The following is a 25,403-nucleotide window of genomic DNA, read 5'->3' as shown; positions in this document are numbered from 1 at the left end:
TTTTAAGAAAGAAGACATTCTCGAGATGTCGCTTAACATGATTAAAGCCCTTGAGGACGAACCAGTCGCTGGTATCAATTCCGTTACGCCGCTCCGCGGCTCCACTCCATGATACAGCTCACCGTTCTAAAAAATGAAATCACGAATCATTTTAGCTCTACTACTTACACTCGGAGCTGCAGACTCACTGGCTTTCGCGGAAGAAAAAGAAGATTGCTGCCCCGAAAGAAAAATCCTGATCAGTCTTTCAATACAAAACGCTGAAGGGGTGCCTGACGATTCAGAGGAAAAGAAAAAAGTGTTCTTCAACGTGTTCCTCTTTCCTGACAAACTCAATGTGGCAGTCATCCCCGGAGATGGCGTAAAAGAAATTCAAATTGATGAATCAGCGTATCGAGATTTCGAGAACTACCTAGCTCAAAAATTGTCTGAGCTGGCACCTTTGATCGTCAATGAAAGAGAAATTAAAAGAGGCCTGAACCACACATATTGCTGGATAGATTTAATGCACGGCGATCGAAATATCTCGGCAGCCAATGTATTCGATAAGGAAACACTTGAGGAGATAGTAAGAAACATTCCATCACTCGACACTTTTGGTTTTCACCAAGAGAAACTTGAGCAAATATTAGAACAAGTCGGAGGCATCAACTCCGAGGCTGCGCCTCAGAGCGATACTCCTTAGCGTTCTCAGAAATGAAAAATGAACTCATAGGCATATGGCGTATCGACAGCATGGAGCTGTGGAGCCAGAAATTTGTCGACCTTGTCACAGAAGGAAATTTCACGTTTGAAGAGGACGAATATGGACACTTTGCATTCGGAGCGGTCAGAGGAGAGCTTCGATACGGAATAGAACAGAATGAAGAGAAAATCCACTTTTCTTGGGAAGGCCTTGACGAGCGTGATCGAAGATCAGGACGAGGCTGGGTCCATATTGATGGTAGAAAAATGAAAGGGAAATTCTACTTCCACGATGGAGACGATTCGGGTTTTACAGCCTATAAAAAATAAGTGAGAACCAGACAGAGTGAGCAACGGCATTCGCCGCGCTCATCTTCGACGTTCGATGAAATAAAGATGCTCACTGACCAACAAGTAGAAGCGATATACACCTCAGGAGGGCACCCGAAAGCATGGAAAGTCCTAAAGATTGTGTTCGGCACGATCTGGACTCTTTTTCCCATTGCTGTTGCGATAGTTCTTCTAACCGAAGAAAAAGAAGCTGCCATTAGACTGACGACCGTTTTATCCGTTTTTGCAGCTGTCCTAGCACCCCCTACGGCATTGTTTCTTTACATGCTAAGCCCTCCATCTGAGAAGAAGAGAATAAGAAAACTGAACTCCTTTGCTACAGGGACTGTTACCCAGCATTTCGATATGTATGGCGTAAAGAGTTTCAACTACACTTTTGAAGATAATGGGAAAGAATATAAGGGCTTGGACTCATGTAAGTCTCTACCCCCAATCGGCTCTTCGGTAAGAATCGGCTTTGTTCAAGGGAAGCCGAAAAGTTCGAGATTTATACCCTCCAAAGAATGGATCGAACCAGACGGCACAGGTCAACCCATGTAACCCGCCCGAAAATCCGAGAATCACTTGAACTACAAACTCGTCAGGCTAGGTGCCTGGCCTCCACGTTCTGCAAAGGAAATGAAACTTATCTACATTCTGATCGTAACAGTTCTATCGACCAGCGGCATATTATATTCAGAGGAAAAGAAATCACAGAATGAGCCATGCCCAGATTGCATGATGGTCACAGTTCTAGGACATGGAGTCGTAGAAGGGAAAGAAGGGCACTACTACTTCAAGACTGGATACACACTAAGACAATTACTCACGGATGGAACTGTCGAATTAATCAAATATCCAGCACGTGTAATCAGAATTCAAAGAGAATCTGACAAGAAAAAGATAATCTCTGTCGACAGAAAGAAGCTAATTGAAGACCCTAATATTGATGGATTCACTCTAAAGGAAGGTGACATCATCTACATCACAGAACCATTCCTCTAAAGGCAGAACCAAGCGGCACAGGTCAACCCATGCAACCCGCCCGAAAATTCGAGAATCATAAGAACCACTAACCCGTCAGGCTGGGTGCCTGGCCTTCACGTTCGCAGAAGAAATGAATCAAAGCTCAAATTGTGATTTCAGCTCACCGGAAAGTGTCACACGATCATTCATCGAGTCCATGCACCAGTGGGAAATCGAATCTGAGCAGGAACGTCGAGCAGCACGAAAAACAGATGATCCAGCTTCATACCAATCAAAAAGTATGGAGAAGATGAACGAGATATTTCTGGCATTCTGCACTCCGAAAGAACGAAAATACGGACGTCAGGGATCATTCCAGCACCCACCAGAATACGATCCCGAGAAAGAAAAGATAACTAAAACAAAAGAAGAAGGAAATCTGGCTCAGGTTGAATCAGAGCGAGAAGCCATTTTGAGAGGAGGAAAGTATCGATACATTCTGAAGAGAATGAATGAAAGATGGTTGATCGACAGACTCGAACACAATGATCTTGATACTTGGAAACCCCACATACTTTAAATGCGAACCAGGCGTAGGTGGCAACGCCTGTGGCGCGCCACTACTCATCGTTCTAAAAATAATTGAAGATAACATCTTACATCCTTTTCGTAATGGCTTGCATCTGCTTAGCGGGATATATCTGGGCCGTAAGAGATGCACTTGATTCGGCCGATCTAGCCCTCGAAGGAAACATAGAGCCGACACGTGCACACCTGAAAGAATCGGCATACTTCGGAAGGTTCGGTATTCTATTTTTGCTTTCGAGCGTTGGACTGTTCATCTTTGCCAAAAGAAAAGAGAAAACAAAAAGCTAGCATACCGAGGAGAAGTAGTATGAGTCACCTACACGACACAGTCCTTAGATTGAACCAGTTAGAACCAGCCGGCACAGGTCAACCCATGTAACCCGCCCGAGAATCACTTGAACCAATAAACCGTCAGGCTGGGTGCCTGGCCTTAACGATCTACAGAAAGAATTGAAGAAAACAGAAAAAGAGAAGTTTCGGTTCACAGGAATCGACTATGCTATCCTTGCTGCGATCATTCTGGTTCTAGTCGCGGTCGGAATTCGATTTTACTTTGTGCTCAGCGCCGACTGGCCAAGTATTTTTGAATCGATGACCATAGTTGATTGGATCATTTCTGCACTCGTGCTCGGGCTCATCGAATTTATCAGAAGAAAATTAAATTAAGGCATTTGCTCGAATCCAACCAACCGACCAAATGAAGCGTAGATCCAATCGCAGCTATCAACTCCTTTCGCGCTCCGCGCTTCAGTCGCGATAGTGCTCGACGATCGAAATAAAGAATGAAAAACAAAAGGCTCAAAGTGGGAGCTGCTGTCTTCGGCGTGATTATTCTCATCATTGGGTTTTCGACTTTGGTCGAAAAGAATCAGGTCGCCGATAGGGTTGAGAGCATCGAACAGGTTGTGAAGGTCGGAGGTGACATCTATCAGGCTCGAAAGAATTTAGTTGAGATGGGCTTCCGCGTTACAGAGGTCGGATTCACGACGGTCAGTAAAACCTCCCTTTCTTGCGTTGTAAAAGTGAATGAAAGAGATCAGATTGATGGTCTCTCATATGCCATTGGGAAGAATTTGAGACCATGGCGTTCTGGAATAAATCATCACGTTGTGATTTCAGCCGGAACCGATGGAACGATTAAACAGATTGAAGCCAAATGATTCGACCCAGACGCAGCTATCAACTCCTTTCGCGCTCCGCGCTACAGTCGCGATAGTGCTCCACGTTAGGCAAATTGAATGAAAAAAAGACTACTAACTTCGGTATTGATCTGCTTCACAAGCGGACTTTGGGGGGCATTCCCAATAATTGCAGAGAAGCCAAAAATAACCCACGAAGAAGCATACCGAATTCTTTCGAACGATGTCTTAGGGGAGAAATTTGAAGGAACCTACACAACTAAAGTTATCCCCCACAGCATCGTCTATACAACACTTGAACATTCTAAAATACTGCGAAACCGCGTTAATTCGTCAAAAAAAGAGAACAGGAAGGAATTGGAAGAGAAGTTGTCCGAGTGGGGGTGGCTGATGACCATTGCAGGATATCAATCGCTTGAACATTCTAATGCATATTTTGTGACGTCTGAAGGCGAATGCATATGGATACATACAATGGACTGAAAGCCGAACAAGTCGATTGAGGGACAACCGATACAGCCGCCACGTGATTGACCTTCACAGAAGTTCTGACCACTCTGGTTCCAATCCTAGCACCCCTTACCGCTGTATCGGTGCCTCATCTTGACGTTTGACGAAGAAATGAAAATAAGACCGTATGAAGATTCTGACGAGCAGGCTATCGTCCAGCTTTGGTTCGATTGCGGCTTAGTCGCACCACAAAATAATCCGATTTGCGACATTCAGCGAAAACTGAAAGTGAATCCAGAATGGTTCTTGGTCGGGTTGAAAGAAGAGGAAATTGTTGCTTCTTGCATGGTCGGATATGAAGGCCACCGCGGATGGATCAATTATCTAGCGGTGAAGCCGTGCGAACAAAGAAAGGGATACGCGAAGAGAATAATGGAAGAAGCAGAGCGCCTTCTTCGAGAGGCGGGTTGTCCGAAGATTAATCTCCAAGTAAGAAGCACCAATTTAGAAGTAATCAAATTTTATGAGAGTATTGGGTTCAGCGATGACTCAGTCACTAGCCTTGGCAAGCGTCTCGAAGCTGATGAACCCCTTTAAAGTCGAACAAGTCAGTGGTGGCAACGGCTATCCTAGGCCACTTCACATGGGATACTAGAAGCAGATGGTAAGAATAAGCACAGTGAAAAATCACAACTAACAGATTCGGCCGGAAAATATCCAGTCGGAGGTCTCAATTCCTTTGCTCCTTGAGGCTCCTCGACGTTCTACAAAAACAGAAATGAAACTCCTCCGAATCACTCTCTTAAGCATTACCTGCGTATGCCATTTACAGGCCGTACTGGAGCAAAAAGTAGAGCAAGTGAATCCTGATCGTACTGATGCAGTGAGGCAGGTATGGTATCGTGACGGCGTGCGAATTTTGTCGCAGCAGACGATGGACGAGGAAGCCGGAACCAGCATGAGCACAATATACCCGGAAGGGGAAAAGGCATGGTCTATCGTCCTCTTCTTTACCCGAGAGAGAATATCAGGCTTGTCGACTTTACGACCGCTTCAGGAAAACAGAATTTCCATTGATGATTTCACCAGAGACGGAATACCTGACCTCATACAGGTCATTCGAGGCGAAGAAGGAAAGGTTGAGCATATTGAAGCGTTTTCCATCGTTGACGGGATTTTGGAGCCCATCCCGGAGTCTTTTTATGAAGGTCGCACTCACGAATTTTACTACGACGAAGAGATCGTGACCTACTTGAAAGCAAAAATCGAACCCGCACCCACATCCTAAACTAAAGTGAGGGCCAGCCGGAGCGATCCACTCCGATCCGGCAGCTCTCCGTGCTACAACTCAACGTCAGTCAAAAGAAAATGATCCGGTACATCATTCTACTCTCAATCTTTTTAGCAGGGATTTGGCTCATAGCTTTCTCATTAAGCCCGCTGGATAACCAGACCCATTCAGAGACCTGGCAGACGGCTCAGGCGGTGATTACTTCTTCTGAAATAAAGAAGCACCAAACACGGAGGAAGGCACCGGGAAGCTCCAAGTACAAAACCAGAATTACCTATCAACCAAGACTGACATACGTCTACGCTATCGACGGAAGCGAATACCAGGGGGATCGACTGGATTTTTCCCATCGATCCTATTCAGACATGCAGGTGGCAAAAAAAGTCCAGGGCACTTACCCGGTCGGAAGAGAAATTGAAATTTTTTATAACCCGGAAAATCCTTCAGAATCCGTCATCATTCGAGACGGAAAAATGATCTTCCCCCTAACATTTTTTGGAATACTATTAAGCAGTTGGGCTGCCTGGCGCATCGTTAAGCCACTGATTGGAAAAAAGTTCTAGCCGGACGCCAGGAGCAACGACATCCGCCGCGCTCATACTGGACACCGCGAAAGACATGAATCTCGACGTCTACTACTCAACTCCGGCACATGAGCGTACATTTATAGGGCGTTGGCTGTGGATCGTCCAAAACAAGGGAACCGCCCAGATAAGAGGAGATTACATCGACTGCCGGATTGGCCCTATCTCTCAGAGAATCAGAAAAAGGGAAATAGAATCGATTGAATTGGGAACGTTTCCCAGAACCGCAAAGCCGATTGCATATCGGTATATTGATGTGGGATATCGCCCGGCAGAAAACGAAACCGCCCACATCTACCTGGTTCCACACATTCCCGGAAGAAGTCCCTGGCTGACTCCAGTATGGACGATGAACAAGCACACCCTACAAGTGCTGGAGTATCTAAATGAATGGAGAGAGTACCATACATCACAGCCAGGCCTTGAGCTCTTCGACCCACAGAAAAAATGAAGGCACTCATCTGCGCAATTCCACTCACCCTCTTATTATGCCTAGGTCTTTGCGCGAAAGAAAAAGCGGACCCTCAGGTGATCCGTATTTGGAATGAGCGCATGGAAGTTGTTTTTGAAAGCACGGAACAAAAAGTATTGGATAGAATGGAAAAGGCTTTTGAGCGAGCCGAGCACGTTGACAATCCGAAGATCTCAAAGTCCCTGATCTACAAGATCGATTTCGGCATCCGTCACCAGTACGATCCAAATACCGGCCTCTACAGAGTCCTTTCAAAAACCAACCAACCTGCCCTCAGAATGCTGAAGCCCGACATAAAATACATCTCCTCACTGATCGAAGAATAAGAGCATGACCGGACGAAGGTATTTATCCCCTTACGCTTCGTTTTACATCTGCACCAACCTCAACATTAAAAACTCCATGATTGAAGCATTTTTAATCGGCCTGGTCCTCGCAACCATTCCGGGCTACTGGTTCAAGAAAACGATTCGTGCCGACGGGCACGAGTTTGTGATTCGAAACAACCTACTGGGCTTCGAGAAAATCATCGTGGACGGTGAAGTCCTTGTGTCCAAGTTTTGCTGGGCCGGCACGCATAAGTTTAGAATCGAGGGGTCCGAGTACGAGATATCCTTTTTTCATAAGCCACATTTCCTGTCACTCGGTATCAGCTTTCAAAAAGACGATACTCTCATCTACACAGATAAATGAAGAAGGCGAAGAGAATAGCCATCACCATCGGCATTGCCTGGCTTCTCACCCTTGGAATTCACGTGGGAACACTTCCGGGCGGCGTTCCTTCCATAGGAACAAAAGATGGTTATTATTGGGATGATTTCATCGACGGAAAACTACCGCACTACATGCTCGGCTTCATGGATGTCTCCCAGTATGATACAGGAATTCCATTCCTGTTTACATTTAGCGGAGGAGCGATGCCCGCATCAGTTGATTTAGCACTCAACGCTGACAGTAGCTTTAAAGGGAAATCATTCGTTATTCACAAAGCTACTTTGGTTTACGATGATGGGCATCGTTACGACATCGTCCACGAGACTCGTCCGAGGTCAGGGATTTTCTACGAGCTCGAAAGAGAGGGGAAGAAGTATTGCCGGGCAAAAGTTGCAGTCCCCGGCTGTATTTGGAAGAAACAGGACTACACGGTTGAGGTGCATGGAATGATCGAGAACGGAGAGAAGGATATAGAAATCAGGGAAGACGTAAGAGTCCTCTACTCTGAAAATAGTTTCGTTCATCCCGGATGGTTCTACTTTCTGTACCGGAGCGTATAAAAGCCAAAACAAAAAAACCAGGCTGCGGAGGACAACTCCGTTGAGGGTTCGCCAGCGGAACTCAACGGGCCTGGATTAGCCGGGGATTTCCGTGTTGAAAGGAAAGAGGATTGAGCTTTGGGCTGAACATTGTATTAGTCTTTTGAAATGTAGGCGATTCAGTCAACATGTCCGCCCCCGCCGACGGTTGGAGGAGGAAACTGATCAACCCCGATTCGGCCGCCCGACAAGCTCGAGAACCTCTTGAAACAATTCCCCACAGACTGGAATCACGGTCCTCACGTTCAAAATGAAAAGAATCCTCACAGCACTGGTATGCTTGGCTTTCGTCGGCTGTAGCGCAACCGTGCAGGAGCTCAAACAGACCCGGGAAAGGCATCCCCCCGAAAAGTTGAGCCTGAAGCCGGGGTATAATGATTACGTAAAGCGGCACTTCCTTGAGGAAGAAAAGGTTGAATGCGGCAGGATCTTCTTTGCCAACGGCGATTACGCGGATTATTGGTTCAAATCGCATCACCTCACCAAGGATGCAGGCTTCACTTACTTCGTCTTTTCAGACGATAAGGCAAAAATCATGGAGGGGTGGTTTTGCTGTGAAGTACAGCTTCCCCATGACCAACTTTCCAATAAGCATGCACTGATTGCTTTTATCGAAAAGCATGACGGCATGGTCCCATAAAATAAGGCCAACCTGGCAAAGGCGACCCACCCCGCTACTCTCTGCTCTCGACGCCCACAAATATGAATAAGCTAAAAGAAAGAATCGTTATTTTCCTGTTTGTTACCATCTCGGGCGGGGTGTGCGGCTATCTTTATCAGGCAGGCATATTTGATCTCTTCTGGTCTGCATCGTCGGACAGTTCGACCATGCGCAGCCACTACCGCGAGAGGGCGATGGAACCCGTGACAAAAGAGGAATTTAAGAAAGAAACGACAACAGGCTGGTGGGTCGGTTGTGCCGTAGGTGCGGGTTTGGGAATCTACTTCGTTGCCAGGCCAACCGGGAAAGAAGACGACCGTGCTTAAGCAACTGATCAAATGAAACGCAAATCCGGCCCGAGCCATTAACTTTGCCCGCTGCCGTTTCACCAGGACAGCCACGACGATTCACCAAGAAAAATAAAACGCTCACCGTAAAAACAGAAGGAAACAGAATGCTTTGGGACATAATCCAGCAATGGAAGATCGAGCAGATGCAACGCAATGTTGATGCTGCCAAGAAGGATAGCCGTGATGCCGTCGACAAATCACAGGATTACGCGGAAAAGGTGGGGCAACTCGCATTGGCAACGCAAGCAGTATGGAGCTTCCTGAAAGAAAAGCACCATCTGGATGAAAAAGATCTGATGCAGAGAATGGAAGAGCTCGACCTCATGGACGGCCAAAAGGACGGCAGGGTCGCCCCGAAGGTTGTGACCTGTCCGTCATGCAGCCGAAAGATGAACTCGCGAAACATGCAGTGCATGTTCTGCGGATGCGGAAACCCGGAATTCAACCCCTTTGCCGAATAAGCTCCAGCCGGCAGCACCAGCCAATTCCGGGCAAGGTCCCCAGATAGCCCAGCTTGACGTAATCAGTAAAAATGAAAACCTTCAAATGGAGCGCCCCCGAGCCAACTCACCATCAGGACTCATTGGACCCGGTTGAGACAAAAGAAGGAGGAAAAGAGATGATCGTCGGGGCCTTGATCATGACCTTGGGCTACCTGATGCTTTTTCCATTGGCTGAACTCGCCCTGGACGAATCTGCCCACACGGCCCTTTTCTGCACGATCATTGCCAGCGTCGGATTGGCCACTACCACAGTTGCGGGAAAGAATGGCATCATGGGAAACCTGATTGCTTCGGCAGCCGGAATGATTCTATTCGCAATGCTCTATGCAAATAAGGACCCCCTCTGGGCGATCGGTCTGTTATTTCTCGGCTTCTACCACCTGCCCATCCTTCTTGGCTGGGGAGTGGGCTATGGCTTTTATAAAAAGCGAAAAAACGACAACCAATCCAAACTCTGATATCAAATCCGCGACCATGCACCGCGTGGCCACCCCTTGAGACACTTTACTTTGTCTGAGTGAAAATGAACCGCCAGAATTTACTCAAATTAATTGCCACGCTATGTATCCTAACCAAGCCACTTCCGGCTGAAGATCCGACTCCGAAAGCCGCGCGGCCCAACATCGTTTGGATTATGGCCGAAGACATCAGTACGGAGCTGTCGTGCTACGGTCACCCGGCGGTGGAGACGCCCCATCTGGACGGCCTGGCCCGGCAGGGCGTGCGCTACACCCGGGCCTTTGCCACCGCACCATCCTGCACGCCATCACGCAATGCCATGATGACTGGCGTCTACCAGACGCGGACGGACACCCAGGACCAGCGTAGAAGTATCGGCACACTCCCCGAAGGCATCCAGCCGATCACCCACTTACTGCGTAAGGCGGGCTACTATACCGCTCTTGGCTGCGGCTACTCGGCTAAGACCGACCTGAATTTCGAAGCAGCCCCGCTCTTTGACGGTGACGACTGGTCCCAAAGGGAAGCAGGCCAGCCTTTCTTTGCTCAGATTACCTTATTCATCACCCACCGCCAGCCGGGCTCGGGCTGGCGTGAGGTTCGCGAGGCATCGGAATCCCCGGTTGCAGTCGACGAGGTCGAGTTACCCCCCTACTTTCCCGACCACCCGGTGTGTCGACGGGACTGGGCCGAATATCTCGACAGCATCGAAAAGATGGACGCACAGGTCGGTGAAATTTTGGACCGGTTAAAGAGCGAAGGCATTGAAGATAACACGGTCGTGGTCTTTATCGGCGATAACGGGCGCTGTCATCTACGCGGGAAATGCTGGCTTTACGATCCGGGCATTCAGGTACCGCTCATCCTCCGCTGGCCCGGGCAGCTGGCCCCGGGAATGGTCAACCATGATTTGGTCAGCTTGATCGACATCTCGGCAACCATACTTGATCTTGCGGGCGCCAGTCTCCCGGCCTACCTCGACGGGCACCCTATCCTGGGGCCCGACGCCCGGAAACGGGAGCAGATCTTCGCTGCCCGCGACCGGATCGACGAAGTGACGGACCGCATACGCTGTGTCCGCACCGAACGCTTCAAATACATCCGCAATTATAATCCTGAAAACGGTTACCGCGAATGCCGCTACGTGCAGAAGCACCGCCCGATGCTGCCGGTCATCAAAAAACTGAATGCCCGGGGTGAACTGACGCAGGCCCAGCAGCTGTTTCTGGCCGAAACCAAGCCGAAGGAAGAACTATACGACCTGAAAGCCGACCCGCACGAGCTGGACAATCTCGCCAAGTCGCCGGCGCACCAGCAAACGCTTAACGAGCTGAGGACCCGACTCGACGCCTGGATCGCCGACACGCAGGACAAAGGACTTATCAACGAGCCGCCTGTCGCACCATAACCTTGGCGGCAGCTCCAAACCCGAGGCTGTGCTGATCACCGGGGCCGACGTCGACCTGCACGGACTCGGCACTTGGATTCCGGGCAGTCACTTTGACTTTAATCCCGGGATTGAGGCCGGCAGAAGCGATGTAGTTCAAAAATCCGGTGTCCTGATCACGGATACGCTCGACTTCGAACTCCCTGTCGAGCTCGCAGTCGGCCAATGAATGCACGCTACCGACAGACAGCTCACCCTCCGCCGACGGGATGGGGTCGCCGTGTGGATCTTCCGTGGGATGACCAAGGTATTGATCCATCCGGTCCAGTAAAAGGTCGGACACGACGTGCTCCAGTTGCTCGGCCTCCTCGTGTACCTCGGACCAGTCGAAGCCAAGCACCTCGACGAGAAACTGCTCGATCAAACGATGACGACGAAGCACGTGGAGCGCGAGCTTCCGGCCCGGGTCGGTTAGTTGCACGCCGACACGGGGCGCATATTCCACCAGTCCGGCATCCGCGAGGGCCTTGACCATGGTGGTGGCCGTGCCCGGCACCACGCCGAGGGCTCCCGCGACCTGTCCCATAGGAATTTCGACTTGGGAGGTCTTTTCCTCCAGCAGATAAATCTGCTTGATGTAATCTTCGACGGTAGAGCTGGGCATGGTGTAAAAATCTATTGGGAACCAGTTCAGGCCAAGTCGAAACAAAAGATAAGACAAAAATCCATCAGCCACCTTTAGATTTATCGACCAGAGCACGATTTCGTGCTTTTCGTCATTTCAGACTTTTTTAATGTCATACGCAATATGAGGTGTCCTCTGCTCAAAGTCATGTCTCTATCTCTCATCGGCGTCGTGGTGACAAGTGTTGCGTGGGCTCAAACCAGCGTGGCGGACAGGCGCCTGGCCGACATCGCGATGAAAGAAGAGCGGATCTACAAAAAGATCGCGGAGGATCCCGAATTTTACAGCACCGACGATATTGAGCGCCATGTGACGGACCTGATCGGCGCTTACAGCGCCTACCTGATCGACCACCCCAATGACGTGAATGCCCTCATCCTTTACGGGAAGCTGCTCCGTCGGGTGGAGCAATACGAGGAAGCGTTCAGCGCCTTTCTCAAAGCGGACGAGATCGATCCCAACATCGCGGTGGTCAAACAACAGATCGGCACCCACCTGGCTGAGGGCGGCAAGGCAAAAGCGGCCCTGCCCTTTTACCTGCGCGCAGTCGAACTGGAACCGGAAACGGCGGTTTATCATTTCGCACTGGGGCAACTCCTGCAGGAATTCCGCACCGTTTACATCGATGACGGTATCTTTACCCGTGACGCTCTGGAGCGGGAAATGCTGAAAGCTTTCAAAAAGGCAGCGAGTCTCGAACCGGAAGCCTTCGATCTGCAAATGCGACTGGGCGAAGCCTACTACGACCTCAGCAGCCCCGATTGGAAGTCCGCACTGCTGCACTGGAACCGAATGCACAAGGAGGCCGATGACCCACTGAGGGTCGAAATTCTTAATCTGCACCGCGCCCGGGTCATGGGCAAGCTCGGCCGGACCAACCAGGCCATCGAGCTCGCCCGGAATGTGCAAACACCCAGCCTGCAAAAATCAAAGCAGCAGGTACTGGATGAGATCGCGCAGCACTGAGCGTAAGCGGCAACGGCAGAGCGATGCCCTCCGTCGAGGACTGGATGTAGTCCAGACTGGTCGAACGGTGTCCCATGCTCGAGTGCTTTCCCTCGTATAGCATGGGTTCACTTTGAACCGTTAATTGACGTTAATTAACGTTCATTAACGGTTCCTCCCCCAGCACTGTGGCTTCTCTTTTTCGTGTTTCTCGCGCCTTTCGTCGTCAAAATCAGACACGCCTGGCTTTTATTCATTCTTTCTACATCAGATTGAAAAGGTAAGGCCGGCGCCTTGCCCTGGTGCTGCTCCCTTAACTTCTATGACTGCTCCACCGCGGACTCGAAGCCGTAGTCATCGAGCATCTCGGTGACCACTCCGGAGAGCGTCGTGAGGTTCGCACCGGCACCGGCGGCCTCACAGGCGCAGCTTACGTAACCCAGCTGGTCCTGAAATGAGGCCCGCAATCCCCGGGCGTCCAGCCACTGGCCGACCACAATGAAGGCATCGACCCATTGGCGAAGACTGTACGGGCTCTCGTCGACCGCGTCCACCAGAGCGCGCACCGATTCCCGGTCCGAGAGATACGCCTCCGCCCAGGCCAGTCTGGCGGGTGAATCCGCAAACTGCTCCAAAAATTTATCTCTGCCGATCTCTTTCATTAAAACGATCATCGCCTAGAGGCTGCCCAAGCAGGGGTCGATTGTAAATAACGGTAAATATTTTTCACCCCTTTGTGACATCGTGAAGCAATTGTTGAGACTTGCCCCTCTTAGTGAGTGGGATTTGCTGTAGGCTCTATCTATGCGATTTATTCGAACAGCTGCCCGCGCGCTCATCATCCGCCAGAAAAAACTGCTCACCATCAAGATGCGTGATAAGACCGGTATTTTCTACATCCTGCCGGGTGGAGGACAGCGCCACGGCGAAACTCTCCGCGAGGGCTTGGAGCGCGAGTGCCTGGAGGAAATCGGCACCCGGGTCGAGGTCGGCGAGCTCCTCTACGTACGCGAGTACATCGGCAAAAACCACGAATTCCGCCATGCCCACCGCGCCTTTCATCAGGTGGAAAACGTTTTCCGCTGCAGCCTGCCCGATCCAGACGGCATCGGCCCGGGGAGCGAGCACGACAAGAAACAGATCGGTGTGGAATGGATCCCTCTCGACGAGTTGAAAGACCGCCGTTTTCTACCCGAAGTGATCAAAGCGCATTTCACCGACAAGGGTTTTGACCCCGGCTCCAATTATCTTGGCGACGTCAATTAAGTGCGTTGTTGGTTGCAGGTTGCCCGTTGAACGATAGCAGTCTGACCCAACAAACAACTTTCAACCAACAACTTTCAACATAGTGTGTCCGTCTACCGCCGCATTTTCAGTAAACAATACCAGCGCCTGATGTATCCGGGCGGGGAGATGCGCTTTGATATCATCAATCCGCTGAGCATTCTGCTGCTCTGTGGAATCGGGGTACTTTTCATCTACTCGGCCCAATTCTCCCACGACGACGGCGGCGACTGGAAAAAACAGATTTTCTGGATCACGATGGGCCTGACGGTCTACACCGTGATCGGCTCGATCAACTACAAGATTTTCCTGGAATACGCCCATTTTATCTACATGGCGGGGATCGTCGGGCTACTCCTGACCAACGAGCACAGCCCTGTCAGCGTGGAAATGATGGGCGCGCGGCGCTGGATTGATGTGGGCATCACAACGGTTCAACCCACGGAGGGGGCCAAGATCGGCACACTGATCATGGGGGCCAGCATCCTCGCCCGCTCGGAGATCGGCTCGGTGCGGGATTCGCTCTGGGCGCTGGGTAAAGTGGCCTTCGTATTTTTGCTGCCTATGCTATTGATTTTCCTTCAGCCGGACCTAGGCTCATCACTTGTTTTTCCACCCATGGTGTTCGCCTTGCTATATGTTTCCCGCTTGTCGGAGAAATTTTTCCTCAGCGCGATTGCGATTTTCGCGATCGCTTTGGTCGCGCTGGGCGTGGACATTTATGGCTACAGCCAACATCTTGAAAAACAGCGGGTTGCGGAGACGGCCGGAGAAACCTTCTCCGAAGAGTACCGTTCCCTGCTGCCCATTCGCAACTACCAAAGAAACCGGATCCTGACCTTCGTCGCCCCCGACGTGGTGGATCCTAGTGGCACCGGCGCAAGCTGGAATGCCAACCAAGCAAAAATTTCTGCCGCGACCGGCGGAGCGACCGGCAAGGGCCTGTTTAACGGGACCCAGGCCCAGCTCGGCTATCTCCCCCAAGCGGTGGCACACAATGATTTCATCTTCTCCGTGATCGCGGAGGAAACAGGCTTTCTTGGAAGCGCGTTCGTCGTCGGGTTGTTTTGCCTGATGGTCGCCAACGGCATACGTATTGCCGGACTCGCAAGAGACAGATTTGGAATGCAACTGGCGGTCGGCGTCAGTGTGCTGTTCCTCGTCCACTTCTTCATCAACATTGGCATGACTATCGGCATCACCCCGATCACCGGACTCCCGCTTCCGTTTTTAAGTTACGGAGGCTCCTTTGTTCTGAGCTGCTTCATTCTTCAAGGACTCGTGCAAAGTGTATACCGGTATCGGAAGGATTTCTCATGATTTCGATACATGGCATTCACGCACCAGACCGTCGGCGAACGCAGCTAGAGCTTGGGACCCCCGCTCACCCCCGGGAAACCAAGACCAATGCAAAATACTACCGAAACATCTGAAAAAAACAGCGACGACAAATTCACTGAAGAATTGACCTCGGCTCCGGCCGAGAAAAAGGCCGAGCGCATCGACACGCGCGAACTCAAGGACAAGGCGGCCGAACGCGAGAAAAAGCAGCCCATCATCACCCGGATCGCCAAGGCGATCAAACGGGAGAAGAAGGCCTACACGGAGCTGATCATCAACTCCGAGCCACTGGAAAAGCGGGTTGCCCTGCTCAAGGACGGTGTGCTGGAGAAGTTCGAAGTCGAACGCACCGGCGAGGCCCGCGAGGTCGGCGCTATTTTCAAGGGCCGCATCCAGAACCTGGAGCCGGGCCTGAAAGCCGCTTTCGTGGACATCGGCGAGGAGAAAAACGCCTTCCTCCACTACTGGGATATTCTCCCGGCAGCCAAGGACAACTCGATCGAAGTCGTGCGTGACAATAAGTCCGAGAAGCAGCGTAAGCGCGAAGCCGAGAAGGTCACGATCAAGGACATTCCGAAGCTGTATCCTGTCGGCAGCGAAATCGTGATCCAAATCACCAAGGGACAGATCGGGACCAAGGGCCCACGCACCACCACCAATATCGCCCTGCCCGGCCGCTTTCTCGTACTCATGCCGCACACCGGCACACTGGGCATCTCCCGCAAGATCGACGACAAGAAGGAGCGCAGCCGCCTGAAAGGCATCCTGCGCGACCTCACCCTGCCCGAGGGCATGGGCATCATCGTGCGCACCGCCGGGGAAGGCAAAAAAGCGCGCTACTTCATCCGTGACCTCCATATCCTGCTCAAGCGCTGGGAGGTCATCCAACAGCGCATCGAAGCCAGCAAAAAGCCCACCTGCCTCTACGTGGAGCCGGACATCGTGGGCCGCACCGTGCGCGACTTCCTGACCGAGGAGATCGACCGGGTGATGGTCGATAAGAAGGACGACTACGATAACATCATCGAGGAAGTGACCCGGATCTCGCCGCGCTCGAAGTCAAAGATCCACCGCTTCGCCGAAGACATCCCGGTCTTTGAACGCTTCAACATCGAGCGCCAGATCGAGCAGACTTTTATGCGCTGCGTGCCCCTGCCCAGCGGTGGTGAGATCGTGATCGAAGAAACCGAAGCACTCATCTCGATCGACGTGAATACCGGCTCGCATAAGAACAAGAGCAAGGACGGTAAAGATTTCATCCTTCAGGTGAACCTGGAAGCGGCCACCGAGATCGCCCGCCAGATCCGCCTGCGTAATATCGGCGGCCTGATCATCCTCGACTTCATCGACATGAAGGCGAAGAAGGACCGTAATGCGGTTTACAACCGCATGAAGCGGGAAATGGCCGGTGATAAAGCTAAGAACCATATTCTTCAGATTTCCACGCTTGGCATCATGCAGATGACCCGCCAGCGCCACTCGGAGAGCCACTCCAGCGGCGTGTATACCGATTGCCCTTACTGCAACGGCCGCGGTTCGGTGAAGTCGTCCCGCACCATGAGTGTGGAGATTCAACGCCGTCTGATCAGCGTGATCCGGCACATGCGGGCTAAGGACGGGCACGACAAGGAGATCAGCCTCCGCGTGCTGCTGCACCCCACCAACCTGGACCGCCTGCGCCACGAGGACGAAGACCTGCTTCTGGAAATCGAACAGAGCTACGGCGCACACCTTTCCTTCCGTGCCGACCCCATCTACCACGTCGAGAACTTCAAGATCATCGACGTGGAGACCGGACAGGAGCAACGCTAAGGCTTTCTAACGTTCGCGGCTTCCCCCCGGGAAGTCGCGGACATCCAAAGCGCCACGCAGGACACGCGAGTGGCGACGAGCACCCCCCTGGCGAAAGACATTCTCAACCGTCCTGCATCAAGGCGCTGCGCCCCCCGTCCACGCAGAGCGTGGTGCCGGAAATAAAGCCGGCCATGGGTGAGGCGAGATAGGCACAAAGCTGGCCGATTTCATCGACCGTGCCGATGCGCCCGACCGGGTGCATGGCCTCCGTGCGCGCACGTTCGGCGGCGGAATCCGGGAAGGAGTCGAACCAAGTCTGGTTGCCCGCAGTATCAATAAAGCCGGGGGCGATGCCCACGGTACGAATCTCAGGGCCCCACTCGATGGCGAGCGATTGCACCAGCCCAAGCAGGCCGGCCTTGGCTACATTGTAAGGGAAGCAGCCGGGAATGCTGCTCCAGGCGTGGTTCGAACCAATGATAAGGATGACACCGGGCTCGGCCCGGGCAAGATGCGGCCGTGCGGCCTGAGCGAGACGCCAGTGCGATGCGAGGTCGAGGTTCATACATTCTTCCCATGCGTCCTCGCTACAGTCCTTCGCCCCTTCAAAAACATTTCTGCCGGCATTTGATACCAGCAGATCGATACCGCCCAAAGCCTCGGACGCTTCTTCGATAAAGCGGTTTGGCGCACGCTTGTCCGAAAGGTCGGCCGTCAGATAGACCGCCTTCCGCCCCTGCGCTTCGACCGATTCGATAAATTTGCGCGCACCCGCTGAATCTCCAGGGCTGCGCCCGCAACCGGCCACATGACAGCCAGCCTGCGCCAGCACTCTTGCAATGGCGGCACCGATCCCACTTGTCACACCGGTGACGACGCAACGTTGATTCTTAAGGTCGATTGCGAGCATGATGCAGACGTACGTTTTTCCGGTTAGACGTAAAAATTCTCTCTAGCTTTAAGATCACGGATCCCGGGATGTTTCTCCAACTCCGCTTCGACCAAGTCGACACCGAGGCCCGGACGCTCTGAGAGATGCAGGTAACCGTCCCGTACATCCAACGGATGTGAGATGCAGGCATCGCGCCAGGGCACGTCATTGAACATGAACTCACAGCGGAAGAAGTTCGGCACCGAGGCACAGACATGGGCGCTGGCCAAGGTGCTGAGCGGCCCGTTCGGATTGTGCGGAGCCAGGAGCACGCCATAGGCCTCGGCCATGGTGGCAATACGCTTCATCTCACTGGGACCGCCGCAGCGGGTGATGTCCGGCATAATGATATCACAAATATGCTTTTCCAGAACAGGGCGGAAGCCGTGCCGGGTGTAGTGCCGCTCGCCCACACAAATCGGAACACTAGAGGGTAAACGATCGCGAAAAGCCTTAAGCGTATCGGCACTCTCCGGACCTGCTGGTTCCTCGTACCAGGTCACCCCGAGCGGGGCCAGGCGCTCCGCCATCTTGACCGCGATCTCGAAGTTGAGCATAGCGTGGGTCTCGATCATCATGTCGAATTCCGGACCAACGGCTTCGCGCACAGCCTTCGTCACTTCGTAAGCACGATCCTGTTCCTCGGGTGTCAGCGTCAGCTCCGTATGCAGGTCCTCACCGTAGAGATAGTTGGTGTGGGCAAAAGGATCGAACTTCAGGCCGGTAAAGCCCAGTGCTTTCACCCGCTTGGCCTGCCTGGCGTAATCCTCAGAGCTGTGGCCGCCACCGGTAAACCAGTAGTTGGCATACAGCCGGACCCGATCGCGGAAGGCCCCACCAAGTAACTGGTAGCACGGCACGCCGAGTACCTTGCCCTTGAGGTCGAGCAGCGCCATATCAAGCCCGCTGATCGCACACATGGAGGCCCCGTAGGGTCCGATCCAGTTGAGGTCACGATAGAGCTTCTGCCAGATAAAGTCGGTACGCATCGGATCGAGCCCGATCACCCGCTCGCCCACATGACGGGCGGCTGCCTCGATGATAGGACTGCCCGGCCAGTTTGTCGCCTCCCCGACGCCGGTTTCGCCCGTATCGGTAACGACTTTGATCATCGTCCAGTTGTATTTAACCCCCTCGACGAGCCAGACTTTAACTTCCGTAATTTTCATACTTACATGATACCAAATTTATCCCAGGCCGCCTGTGCACCCATGCCCCCTTTGATCGCCTTGAAGACTTCCTTTTCTCCCTGTGCTTTTTCCAGAGCTTTTGTCAGCACTTCCTCTTCAATCGTCTTGGGCACCACACAGACGCCGTCAATATCACCAAAGACGATGTCGCCCGGCTGGATTCGTACGCCCTGAATCTCGATGGTACAGCGAAAGTCGATCACCTTGCCACGCGGACGCTGGTCCTGAGCGTAGCGACCATAGGAAAAGGTGGGGAAATTCAGCTCCAGAATGCCGCGGGTATCACGTGAATAACCGTCCACGACGGCTCCCGCCGCGCCGCGGTTGCGTGCCGCCGTGCTCATCAGCTCGCCCCAGAGTGCATACCTGGGCGAAGCACCGGTGCAGATGTAAACTTCATCCCGCTGCAAATCGTCCAGTGCCCGGAGCATCAGCCCGAAAGGCTGATTCAAGTCGCCTCCGGCACGACCGGGGCCTTCGTGAGCGCTGAAGTCGTCCGTTTCAAGCACCGGCATGGCGCGACCAACCACGACCATATCGTCGCGCAAGGGCTGAACCTGGGGCGGCAGGAATTGATGGGTGTAGCCGAGGGTGTCCATAACATCGCCCACCACCGCAGTGAAGAGTTCTCGGCGGCACAGCTCAAAACGCTCGGGATCGTTAGTAGGAAGTACCATAACGCATAATTTTGGACGACGTCTCATCCGAGACAAACACATACTGATTCTAAATAACGGAACCGCCTGCTCATTGAAGAGACAGGTTCCTTCTCCTGCTTCAGGCGGGGAGCTTGGGGGCATGCCCGCAAGCCTTCCAACCGCGGAAGGTTTATAACCGCTCTGCCAAAACGAATGATCCGGCAAAATACACTTTATTCTTTCGCATTTTTCACCGGTGGGCATGCTGCCCAACATGATCGATCGAATACTTGCCAAACAAATCGTACCAGTCGTCGTACTGGACGATGCGGAGAAAGCCGAACCGCTGGCCGAAGCCCTGCTCGCCGCTGATTTGGACATTATTGAAATCACTTTCCGCACCGATGCCGCGGAGGAATCGATCCGTCGCATTGCCAAGCGTTTTCCGGAACTTCTGCTCGGCGCAGGGACGCTCCTGGATAACGACCAGGTGAAGCGCGCCCGCGACGCAGGGGCGGTCTTCGGATTAGCTCCCGGCCTCAATCCTAAAACCATCGCAACCGCCCGTGAAGTTGGTTTGGCATTCTCGCCCGGGGTCATGACTCCCAGCGAAGTCGAGCAGGCGCTGTCACTGGACTGCAAACTCCTGAAGTTTTTCCCGGCCGAAGCAGCCGGCGGGGTCAAAATGCTGAAGTCGCTGGCCGGACCGTATGCCCACACCGGCGTCAAATTCACTCCGACCGGAGGCATCACCGCCGGTAATTTGCAGGACTACCTCAAGCTGCCCGTGGTGGCGGCCATCGGTGGCTCGTGGATGGTGAATCCTGCTTTAATCAAAGACAATAATTGGTCCGAGATCACCCGCCTGACCCGCGAAGCGCTGGATCTGGCGGCACAGCCATAAAAGGGACCGTGGAACACACGCCTCCCCTGCGCAACTAAACTTCAACTATGTTATCCAAAAGTATGAGACCACTCGCCATCACCGTTCTACTCACTCTCACAGGACTGTCGTCTTTGATCGCAAATGACGGCCCGCTCAAAGTTTTCATCCTGAGCGGACAGTCCAATATGCAGGGACATGCCCACGTCAGCACCTTTGATGTCATCGGACTCGATCCGAAGACGGTTCCAATGTTGGAGGAAATGGTTGATGAGAAGGGTCAACCCCGCGTCCTCGAGAATGTCTGGATTTCGTCGATCGGTTCTTCCGACGAAGAAAAAACCGGACAACTCACTGCGGGCTACGGGGCGGAGAAACGCGGCCCCAAGATTGGTCCGGAATTCACCTTCGGGATCTACATGGAGAAGCAACTGAATGAGCCCATCCTTATCATCAAGACCGCCTGGGGTGGCAAAAGCCTGCACACGGACTTCCGTCCGCCCAGTGCCGGACCCTATGTTCTGAATGAAGGGAACATCAAGCAACTGAAGGCCAAGGGCAAGGACATCGAAGCCGAGCAGGCCAAGCGGACCGAAGCATCCGGGCACTACTACCGGTTGATGATGGAGCACATCAACAAGGTGCTCGGCGACATTAAGCGTGTTTATCCGGAGTACGACGCCAGCGAAGGTTACGAACTGGCCGGTTTTGTCTGGTTTCAAGGCTGGAACGACATGGTGGACGGCGGCGTCTATCCAAACCGCTACCAACCGGGGGGCTACGACGCCTACTCCGAACTGTTGGCCCAATTCATCAAAGATGTGCGCAAGGACCTTTCCGCCCCCGAGCTCCCATTCGTTATCGGGGTGATGGGAACGGGCGGCCCCACGAAATTATACCGGAAAGACCGCTACAAGGGCGTACACCAGAACTTCCGGGATGCCATGGCCGCACCCGCAAGCTTACCGGAACTTAAAGATAACGTCGCCGCCGTGCTTACGGAAAATTACTGGGATATGGAGCTGGAAGAGCTGCGACACAAAGAGAGCGAAATCAAGCAGCAGATTAAAGAGATCCGCAAGAAGGTGAAGCAGGGCGAACTCAGCAAGCAAGCCGGGAACGAGGCGGAGCAGCAACTCTACGACGAAACTTTCACCGAGCGCGAGAACACGATTCTGAAAGACGGCGTCTCCAACTTCCAGTTTCACTATTATGGCTCTGCCAAAATTCTCGGTCAGATCGGTAAAGCCTTTGCCGAGACCATGGGTGAACTCATGCAAAAGTAAACCAATGCCCCCGGAGCACCGGGGCAGCTTCTCCCTTGGAGCAACTGCACTCGATGTTCATTTTATAACGACATGAACATCCTCGTCGCCTTCGATAAATTCAAAGACTCCATGACGGCGGTACGGGCCTGCGATGCCGCCGCCAATGGCGCGCAGCGCGCCCTGGACGGAGAAGTCATTTTTACCCGCGCCCCCCTGACAGACGGCGGGGAGGGCTTTTGCCGGATTTTAACCGAAGCCGCCAGCGGACATATCGAGTATTATCCGGTGACGGGTCCGCTCGGTGAGGAAATCGATGCCCCGCTGGGTTGGATTGAAAGTGACAAGATCCCCACACGCGCCCGGGAAATACTGGGCCTGCCGAAGGGGAATGTGGCAGTTATCGAAATGGCCGCCGTGGCCGGTCTTGAGCTGGTTCCGAATGACCGGCGGCATCCCGGACAGTGCACCACCCGCGGTGTGGGTGAACTCATCCGTTCCGCCGTAGCGAAAGAAGCCTCTGCGATCCTGCTGGGCATCGGTGGAAGCGCCACCAGCGACTTGGGACTGGGCGCCCTCGAGGCACTCGGGATTCAATTCCCCGGCACAGAGGCGATATTTCCCTCACAGTGGGACACCATCACGGCAATCGCCGGACAACTCGATTGCGTCGTCCCTCCGGTCTACATTGCCTGCGATGTGGATAACCCCCTGCTTGGCCCCAAAGGAGCCGCCAGCGTCTATGGCCCGCAAAAAGGACTGGAAGACGATGAGATCACGGCTTTCGACGCCCGGGCGGCCAAAATGGCAGAACTACTTTGCCAGCATTTCGGCCAACCTTCGAACCTGAAGGATATCCCCGGAAGCGGAGCCGCCGGAGGCATCGGCTTCGGCCTGAAGGTCGCCTGCGGAGCCGAATTCGTGCCGGGTTTTGAACTCGTGGCCGCCTGGCTCGACATTTCCGGAAAGGTGGCCGAAGCGGACCTCGTGCTGACCGGAGAAGGGAAATTTGACGCGAGTTCCCTCGCGGGGAAAGGCCCCTACTCCCTACTCGCTGCCGCACATGCGGCCGACAAGCCTGCCATTCTACTTGCCGGTTGCGTGGAAGCCTCGGCCGTCGCCACGGCCCGTGAGCGCTTCCCCGAGACCGGCTTTTACGGGATCAGCCCGAAGGAGATGGAACTGGAAGAAGCCCTGTTAAAAGGCCCCGAGCACTTGGAATTTTCCGTAGAAACGATTCTTTCCCAACTATCCGAAGGATGAGCGAGGAAGAGAACGAGTTTCACGAAACCAAGTGGCGGCGGATTCGCCGGGTGAAACGCTGGCTGCGCCCGCTGCCCCGCCGTGCCACGATCCACCGCTACCCCGTGCTGAAAATATTCTCCGAAGCGGCACGCAAGCGGGTCTACATCTGGAGCTTTCGCGTCGAGAATGCGGTACCTGCCATCTATGCGGGAAGCATCCTGACCCTCATGCCGCTTTACGGTATACAACTCCCACTCTCCTTGTTGCTGGCGCTCCTACTACGCGGCAATCTACCCATCCTTGCCGGTCTACAGATCGTCTCCAACCCGCTCACGGTGATTCCAATCTGGTTTTCCGCTTATCAAATCGGGCGCCACTTCCTCGGTGTAATTGGGGTCGAGGCGGCCCCGCTGGCTCGCAGTGAGGTGCAAACCCTGCTGTTTAATTTCACTCACGGGCACTGGGGCGAAAAAATGGATCGGCTTTTGACCGTATTTGGCGTCACGAGCCTCGGGTCTATCATTATGGGAACTTTTTTCGGTCTGATCGGCAGTATCAGCTATCGCATTGTTGCCTCCAGGACTGCCGCCAGCTATGCCGTGCTCAAAGAAAAAGTTCACTTGCCGAAATTGCGTAAATCCCACCCTGCACCGAATGAAGATAAGAAAGCCTCTGATTAAATCCCTCACCGTTTGTTTTGCTGCGGCCCTGTTCTGCCTGCCTTCCACCAACGCCGCCGCCAGAATTTTGCTCGGCATCGATGTTCTGGAGCAGAGCGGTTTCCGTGCCGTGGCCGGTAAGCGCGTGGGACTGTTGACTCATCCCGCCGGTGTCAACCGCGACGGCGTGAGCAGTATCGACGTTTTGAGGCGCGCGCACAATGTGCAACTGGTCGCTCTATTCGGACCGGAGCACGGCATCTACGGCAATGAGAAAGCCAATGTTCCGGTCGATGATAAAATCGACCCGCGCACCGGACTTCCGGTATACTCACTTTACGGAAAGTATCGAAAGCCGAATGCCAAGATGCTGCGCGGACTCGATGCACTCGTAATCGACCTGCAGGACGTGGGCGTGCGCTCATACACTTACGTCAGTTGCATGCGCTACGCCATGGAAGCCTGTTTCGAGCAGGGCGTGGAAGTGGTGATTCTCGACCGCCCCAACCCGCTGGGCGGGCTGAAAGTCGACGGGCCACCGCTCGACCGCGAATGGCGCAGCTATGTCGGAGCCTTTCACGTCCCCTATGTGCACGGCCTGACCATCGCGGAGCTTGCCCGAATCGCAAAGCATACACCCGGCTGGATGGAGGTGCCCAACGAAGTCCGCCAGCGCGGCAAACTGACCGTGATTCCAATGCGGGGCTGGCGCCGCGACATGCTCTGGACGGATACCGGCCTGCGATGGGTACCGACATCACCATATATTCCCGACCTATCCGCCGTGCTCGGTTACGCCATGACGGGGCTCGGCGCACAGGTGGGTGGCTTCTCGCACGGTATCGGCACGCCCTATCCTTTCCGCCTACTCCGACACAAGGGCAAGTCCCCCGCCGAGGTGCAACGGGCCTTGCAAGCCTGCCGTATCCCGGGCCTGAGCTACCGTATTTTGCAAACGCGTTCGGCCGCAGGCGCACCGGTTGAAGGCGTCTATGTCAGTGTAAGTGATTGGGCCGCAGTCCGCCCGACCGAATTAAGCTTTCACATGATGCGGATCACAGAAGCCTGGACACCGGGCAATCCGTTCACCGAGGCGAAGAACCCCGGCCTTTTCAACAAGCACGTCGGTAGTACTGCCTGGTGGGACGAAATCAACCAGCGTGGCAGTCAGGCACGGGTCGGGCAATTCGTAGAAGGCTGGGCGAAGAACGCACAGCGCTTTCAGCAGAAAGCGAAACGCTTCTGGATTTATACCACTTCTAAAAATTTCTGACCTTTATGCAGAGCTCAATTGGTTTGCTGGCATGAGGATGGCAGAGGACTCGTCTTCATGGGATTACGCCGAAGCATGCAGTCGTAGCGACAA

33 protein-coding genes are annotated in these 25,403 nt (G+C 53.4%); 28 read left to right on the top strand and 5 right to left on the bottom strand.

Annotated features, from left to right (window positions below):
- Positions 1-133 precede the first annotated feature (133 nt).
- From DDZ13_RS13055 to DDZ13_RS12955, 19 genes are all read left to right on the top strand, one after another.
- Positions 134-685 carry a hypothetical protein gene (locus DDZ13_RS13055; RefSeq protein ID WP_110131902.1) on the top strand — a complete coding sequence of 184 codons (552 nt, stop codon included), beginning with the start codon at positions 134-136 and terminating at the stop codon, positions 683-685.
- 11 nt (positions 686-696) lie between these two features.
- Entirely contained in the window at positions 697-1,014 is a 318-nt protein-coding gene (locus DDZ13_RS13050; RefSeq protein WP_110131901.1) for a hypothetical protein, read from the top strand.
- Positions 1,015-1,080: 66 nt separating this feature from the next.
- Entirely contained in the window at positions 1,081-1,575 is a 495-nt protein-coding gene (locus tag DDZ13_RS13045; protein ID WP_110131900.1) for a hypothetical protein, read from the top strand.
- A 24-nt stretch (positions 1,576-1,599) separates the two neighbouring features.
- Positions 1,600-2,019, top strand: a complete 420-nt coding sequence (locus tag DDZ13_RS13040; protein WP_158279921.1) for a hypothetical protein — start codon at positions 1,600-1,602, stop codon at positions 2,017-2,019.
- Positions 2,020-2,131: 112 nt separating this feature from the next.
- A complete protein-coding gene (locus DDZ13_RS13035) occupies positions 2,132-2,560 on the top strand; it encodes an NTF2 fold immunity protein (RefSeq protein ID WP_110131898.1) in 429 nt (142 codons plus the stop codon).
- Between the two features lie 790 nt (positions 2,561-3,350).
- Positions 3,351-3,728, top strand: coding sequence for a hypothetical protein (locus DDZ13_RS13020; RefSeq protein ID WP_110131895.1), 378 nt, complete (start codon positions 3,351-3,353; stop codon positions 3,726-3,728).
- A gap of 78 nt (positions 3,729-3,806) precedes the next feature.
- Positions 3,807-4,190: a hypothetical protein gene (locus DDZ13_RS13015; RefSeq protein WP_110131894.1), complete on the top strand. Its 384-nt coding sequence runs from the start codon at positions 3,807-3,809 to the stop codon at positions 4,188-4,190.
- A gap of 138 nt (positions 4,191-4,328) precedes the next feature.
- On the top strand, positions 4,329-4,754 hold the full coding sequence (locus tag DDZ13_RS13010) for a GNAT family acetyltransferase (RefSeq protein ID WP_110131893.1): 426 nt from the start codon (positions 4,329-4,331) through the stop codon (positions 4,752-4,754).
- A gap of 181 nt (positions 4,755-4,935) precedes the next feature.
- On the top strand, positions 4,936-5,445 hold the full coding sequence (locus DDZ13_RS13005; protein ID WP_146209369.1) for a hypothetical protein: 510 nt from the start codon (positions 4,936-4,938) through the stop codon (positions 5,443-5,445).
- Positions 5,446-5,495: 50 nt separating this feature from the next.
- Positions 5,496-6,011, top strand: a complete 516-nt coding sequence (locus DDZ13_RS13000) for a DUF3592 domain-containing protein (protein ID WP_146209368.1) — start codon at positions 5,496-5,498, stop codon at positions 6,009-6,011.
- 55 nt (positions 6,012-6,066) lie between these two features.
- A complete protein-coding gene (locus DDZ13_RS12995; protein ID WP_110131890.1) occupies positions 6,067-6,483 on the top strand; it encodes a hypothetical protein in 417 nt (138 codons plus the stop codon).
- Positions 6,480-6,830 (top strand): hypothetical protein, encoded by a 351-nt coding sequence (locus DDZ13_RS12990; protein WP_110131889.1) that lies wholly within the window; start codon positions 6,480-6,482, stop codon positions 6,828-6,830. Before DDZ13_RS12995 ends, DDZ13_RS12990 begins: the two co-directional genes overlap by 4 nt.
- 4 nt (positions 6,831-6,834) lie before the next feature.
- On the top strand, positions 6,835-7,197 hold the full coding sequence (locus DDZ13_RS12985; RefSeq protein WP_233246162.1) for a hypothetical protein: 363 nt from the start codon (positions 6,835-6,837) through the stop codon (positions 7,195-7,197).
- On the top strand, positions 7,194-7,778 hold the full coding sequence (locus DDZ13_RS12980; RefSeq protein ID WP_110131887.1) for a hypothetical protein: 585 nt from the start codon (positions 7,194-7,196) through the stop codon (positions 7,776-7,778). The genes DDZ13_RS12985 and DDZ13_RS12980 overlap by 4 nt, the downstream gene beginning before the upstream one ends.
- Before the next feature lie 289 nt (positions 7,779-8,067).
- Complete coding sequence (locus DDZ13_RS12975) at positions 8,068-8,457, top strand: hypothetical protein (RefSeq protein ID WP_110131886.1); 390 nt, start codon at positions 8,068-8,070, stop codon at positions 8,455-8,457.
- Between the two features lie 62 nt (positions 8,458-8,519).
- On the top strand, positions 8,520-8,804 hold the full coding sequence (locus DDZ13_RS12970) for a hypothetical protein (protein WP_110131885.1): 285 nt from the start codon (positions 8,520-8,522) through the stop codon (positions 8,802-8,804).
- 44 nt (positions 8,805-8,848) lie between these two features.
- Positions 8,849-9,289, top strand: coding sequence for a hypothetical protein (locus tag DDZ13_RS12965; protein WP_233246161.1), 441 nt, complete (start codon positions 8,849-8,851; stop codon positions 9,287-9,289).
- Positions 9,290-9,360: 71 nt separating this feature from the next.
- The gene (locus DDZ13_RS12960) at positions 9,361-9,789 is read left to right on the top strand and encodes a hypothetical protein (RefSeq protein WP_110131883.1); all 429 of its coding nucleotides are present in this window, start codon (positions 9,361-9,363) and stop codon (positions 9,787-9,789) included.
- Positions 9,790-9,854: 65 nt separating this feature from the next.
- Positions 9,855-11,198 carry a sulfatase family protein gene (locus DDZ13_RS12955; protein ID WP_110131882.1) on the top strand — a complete coding sequence of 448 codons (1,344 nt, stop codon included), beginning with the start codon at positions 9,855-9,857 and terminating at the stop codon, positions 11,196-11,198.
- Here DDZ13_RS12955 and DDZ13_RS12950 read toward each other — a convergent pair.
- Positions 11,173-11,841, bottom strand: a complete 669-nt coding sequence (locus DDZ13_RS12950; protein ID WP_110131881.1) for a metal-dependent transcriptional regulator — start codon at positions 11,839-11,841, stop codon at positions 11,173-11,175. The genes DDZ13_RS12955 and DDZ13_RS12950 overlap by 26 nt on opposite strands.
- Positions 11,842-12,009: 168 nt before the next feature.
- Here DDZ13_RS12950 and DDZ13_RS12945 point away from each other — a divergent pair, with 168 nt between their 5' ends.
- A complete protein-coding gene (locus tag DDZ13_RS12945) occupies positions 12,010-12,828 on the top strand; it encodes a tetratricopeptide repeat protein (RefSeq protein ID WP_158279919.1) in 819 nt (272 codons plus the stop codon).
- A gap of 299 nt (positions 12,829-13,127) precedes the next feature.
- Here DDZ13_RS12945 and DDZ13_RS12940 read toward each other — a convergent pair whose 3' ends face one another.
- A complete protein-coding gene (locus DDZ13_RS12940; RefSeq protein WP_146209367.1) occupies positions 13,128-13,469 on the bottom strand; it encodes a hypothetical protein in 342 nt (113 codons plus the stop codon).
- Between the two features lie 142 nt (positions 13,470-13,611).
- On the opposite strand from DDZ13_RS12940, the gene DDZ13_RS12935 reads away from it, so the two are divergent.
- The 3 genes from DDZ13_RS12935 to DDZ13_RS12925 all read left to right on the top strand — a co-directional run bounded on the left by DDZ13_RS12935 (position 13,612) and on the right by DDZ13_RS12925 (position 17,244).
- The gene (locus tag DDZ13_RS12935) at positions 13,612-14,073 is read left to right on the top strand and encodes an NUDIX domain-containing protein (RefSeq protein WP_110131878.1); all 462 of its coding nucleotides are present in this window, start codon (positions 13,612-13,614) and stop codon (positions 14,071-14,073) included.
- A gap of 84 nt (positions 14,074-14,157) precedes the next feature.
- Positions 14,158-15,411 carry an FtsW/RodA/SpoVE family cell cycle protein gene (locus DDZ13_RS12930; protein ID WP_199221124.1) on the top strand — a complete coding sequence of 418 codons (1,254 nt, stop codon included), beginning with the start codon at positions 14,158-14,160 and terminating at the stop codon, positions 15,409-15,411.
- 87 nt (positions 15,412-15,498) lie between these two features.
- Positions 15,499-17,244, top strand: coding sequence for an Rne/Rng family ribonuclease (locus DDZ13_RS12925; protein WP_110131877.1), 1,746 nt, complete (start codon positions 15,499-15,501; stop codon positions 17,242-17,244).
- 103 nt (positions 17,245-17,347) lie between these two features.
- Here the strand turns inward: DDZ13_RS12925 and DDZ13_RS12920 are convergent, their stop codons facing one another.
- Genes DDZ13_RS12920 through DDZ13_RS12910 form a run of 3 tightly spaced genes read right to left on the bottom strand, consistent with a single transcriptional unit; the run spans position 17,348 to position 20,024 of the window.
- Positions 17,348-18,139 carry an SDR family NAD(P)-dependent oxidoreductase gene (locus DDZ13_RS12920; protein WP_110131876.1) on the bottom strand — a complete coding sequence of 264 codons (792 nt, stop codon included), beginning with the start codon at positions 18,137-18,139 and terminating at the stop codon, positions 17,348-17,350.
- A gap of 20 nt (positions 18,140-18,159) precedes the next feature.
- Positions 18,160-19,326 (bottom strand): mandelate racemase/muconate lactonizing enzyme family protein, encoded by a 1,167-nt coding sequence (locus DDZ13_RS12915; RefSeq protein ID WP_110131875.1) that lies wholly within the window; start codon positions 19,324-19,326, stop codon positions 18,160-18,162.
- A 2-nt stretch (positions 19,327-19,328) separates the two neighbouring features.
- Positions 19,329-20,024: an RraA family protein gene (locus tag DDZ13_RS12910; protein WP_110131874.1), complete on the bottom strand. Its 696-nt coding sequence runs from the start codon at positions 20,022-20,024 to the stop codon at positions 19,329-19,331.
- 235 nt (positions 20,025-20,259) lie between these two features.
- Between DDZ13_RS12910 and eda the strand changes: the two genes are divergently transcribed.
- From eda to DDZ13_RS12885, 5 genes are all read left to right on the top strand, one after another.
- The gene (gene eda, locus DDZ13_RS12905; protein WP_199221122.1) at positions 20,260-20,889 is read left to right on the top strand and encodes a bifunctional 4-hydroxy-2-oxoglutarate aldolase/2-dehydro-3-deoxy-phosphogluconate aldolase; all 630 of its coding nucleotides are present in this window, start codon (positions 20,260-20,262) and stop codon (positions 20,887-20,889) included.
- Between the two features lie 47 nt (positions 20,890-20,936).
- Positions 20,937-22,154 carry a sialate O-acetylesterase gene (locus DDZ13_RS12900; protein WP_233246160.1) on the top strand — a complete coding sequence of 406 codons (1,218 nt, stop codon included), beginning with the start codon at positions 20,937-20,939 and terminating at the stop codon, positions 22,152-22,154.
- Positions 22,155-22,226: 72 nt separating this feature from the next.
- A complete protein-coding gene (locus tag DDZ13_RS12895) occupies positions 22,227-23,396 on the top strand; it encodes a glycerate kinase (protein ID WP_110131871.1) in 1,170 nt (389 codons plus the stop codon).
- The gene (locus DDZ13_RS12890; protein WP_110131870.1) at positions 23,393-24,058 is read left to right on the top strand and encodes a DUF2062 domain-containing protein; all 666 of its coding nucleotides are present in this window, start codon (positions 23,393-23,395) and stop codon (positions 24,056-24,058) included. The genes DDZ13_RS12895 and DDZ13_RS12890 overlap by 4 nt, the downstream gene beginning before the upstream one ends.
- Positions 24,033-25,310, top strand: a complete 1,278-nt coding sequence (locus tag DDZ13_RS12885) for a DUF1343 domain-containing protein (protein ID WP_110131869.1) — start codon at positions 24,033-24,035, stop codon at positions 25,308-25,310. Before DDZ13_RS12890 ends, DDZ13_RS12885 begins: the two co-directional genes overlap by 26 nt.
- Positions 25,311-25,403 lie beyond the last annotated feature (93 nt).

It is taken from the genome of Coraliomargarita sinensis, from assembly GCF_003185655.1.
Lineage (GTDB): Bacteria > Verrucomicrobiota > Verrucomicrobiia > Opitutales > Coraliomargaritaceae > Coraliomargarita_B > Coraliomargarita_B sinensis.
Note: the sequence above shows the minus strand (reverse complement) of the source record. Positions and strands in the feature narration are given on the sequence as shown.

What these genes read in the sequence shown, in the direction of transcription:
- DDZ13_RS13035 (WP_110131898.1), top strand. Translation starts at nt 2,132, where the DNA reads ATGAATCAAAGCTCAAATTGTGATTTCAGCTCACCGGAAAGTGTCACA.
- DDZ13_RS13050 (WP_110131901.1), top strand. Translation starts at nt 697, where the DNA reads ATGAAAAATGAACTCATAGGCATATGGCGTATCGACAGCATGGAGCTG.
- DDZ13_RS12995 (WP_110131890.1), top strand. Translation starts at nt 6,067, where the DNA reads ATGAATCTCGACGTCTACTACTCAACTCCGGCACATGAGCGTACATTT.
- DDZ13_RS13005 (WP_146209369.1), top strand. Translation starts at nt 4,936, where the DNA reads ATGAAACTCCTCCGAATCACTCTCTTAAGCATTACCTGCGTATGCCAT.
- DDZ13_RS12885 (WP_110131869.1), top strand. Translation starts at nt 24,033, where the DNA reads ATGAAGATAAGAAAGCCTCTGATTAAATCCCTCACCGTTTGTTTTGCT.
- DDZ13_RS12955 (WP_110131882.1), top strand. Translation starts at nt 9,855, where the DNA reads ATGAACCGCCAGAATTTACTCAAATTAATTGCCACGCTATGTATCCTA.
- DDZ13_RS12915 (WP_110131875.1), bottom strand. Translation starts at nt 19,326, where the DNA reads ATGAAAATTACGGAAGTTAAAGTCTGGCTCGTCGAGGGGGTTAAATAC.
- eda (WP_199221122.1), top strand. Translation starts at nt 20,260, where the DNA reads ATGATCGATCGAATACTTGCCAAACAAATCGTACCAGTCGTCGTACTG.
- DDZ13_RS12935 (WP_110131878.1), top strand. Translation starts at nt 13,612, where the DNA reads ATGCGATTTATTCGAACAGCTGCCCGCGCGCTCATCATCCGCCAGAAA.
- DDZ13_RS12960 (WP_110131883.1), top strand. Translation starts at nt 9,361, where the DNA reads ATGAAAACCTTCAAATGGAGCGCCCCCGAGCCAACTCACCATCAGGAC.
- DDZ13_RS13020 (WP_110131895.1), top strand. Translation starts at nt 3,351, where the DNA reads ATGAAAAACAAAAGGCTCAAAGTGGGAGCTGCTGTCTTCGGCGTGATT.
- DDZ13_RS12970 (WP_110131885.1), top strand. Translation starts at nt 8,520, where the DNA reads ATGAATAAGCTAAAAGAAAGAATCGTTATTTTCCTGTTTGTTACCATC.
- DDZ13_RS12975 (WP_110131886.1), top strand. Translation starts at nt 8,068, where the DNA reads ATGAAAAGAATCCTCACAGCACTGGTATGCTTGGCTTTCGTCGGCTGT.
- DDZ13_RS12890 (WP_110131870.1), top strand. Translation starts at nt 23,393, where the DNA reads ATGAGCGAGGAAGAGAACGAGTTTCACGAAACCAAGTGGCGGCGGATT.
- DDZ13_RS12950 (WP_110131881.1), bottom strand. Translation starts at nt 11,841, where the DNA reads ATGCCCAGCTCTACCGTCGAAGATTACATCAAGCAGATTTATCTGCTG.
- DDZ13_RS12990 (WP_110131889.1), top strand. Translation starts at nt 6,480, where the DNA reads ATGAAGGCACTCATCTGCGCAATTCCACTCACCCTCTTATTATGCCTA.
- DDZ13_RS12940 (WP_146209367.1), bottom strand. Translation starts at nt 13,469, where the DNA reads ATGAAAGAGATCGGCAGAGATAAATTTTTGGAGCAGTTTGCGGATTCA.
- DDZ13_RS12900 (WP_233246160.1), top strand. Translation starts at nt 20,937, where the DNA reads ATGTTATCCAAAAGTATGAGACCACTCGCCATCACCGTTCTACTCACT.
- DDZ13_RS12910 (WP_110131874.1), bottom strand. Translation starts at nt 20,024, where the DNA reads ATGGTACTTCCTACTAACGATCCCGAGCGTTTTGAGCTGTGCCGCCGA.
- DDZ13_RS12925 (WP_110131877.1), top strand. Translation starts at nt 15,499, where the DNA reads ATGCAAAATACTACCGAAACATCTGAAAAAAACAGCGACGACAAATTC.
- DDZ13_RS13045 (WP_110131900.1), top strand. Translation starts at nt 1,081, where the DNA reads ATGCTCACTGACCAACAAGTAGAAGCGATATACACCTCAGGAGGGCAC.
- DDZ13_RS12945 (WP_158279919.1), top strand. Translation starts at nt 12,010, where the DNA reads ATGTCTCTATCTCTCATCGGCGTCGTGGTGACAAGTGTTGCGTGGGCT.
- DDZ13_RS12980 (WP_110131887.1), top strand. Translation starts at nt 7,194, where the DNA reads ATGAAGAAGGCGAAGAGAATAGCCATCACCATCGGCATTGCCTGGCTT.
- DDZ13_RS13015 (WP_110131894.1), top strand. Translation starts at nt 3,807, where the DNA reads ATGAAAAAAAGACTACTAACTTCGGTATTGATCTGCTTCACAAGCGGA.
- DDZ13_RS12985 (WP_233246162.1), top strand. Translation starts at nt 6,835, where the DNA reads ATGACCGGACGAAGGTATTTATCCCCTTACGCTTCGTTTTACATCTGC.
- DDZ13_RS13055 (WP_110131902.1), top strand. Translation starts at nt 134, where the DNA reads ATGAAATCACGAATCATTTTAGCTCTACTACTTACACTCGGAGCTGCA.
- DDZ13_RS12895 (WP_110131871.1), top strand. Translation starts at nt 22,227, where the DNA reads ATGAACATCCTCGTCGCCTTCGATAAATTCAAAGACTCCATGACGGCG.
- DDZ13_RS13010 (WP_110131893.1), top strand. Translation starts at nt 4,329, where the DNA reads ATGAAAATAAGACCGTATGAAGATTCTGACGAGCAGGCTATCGTCCAG.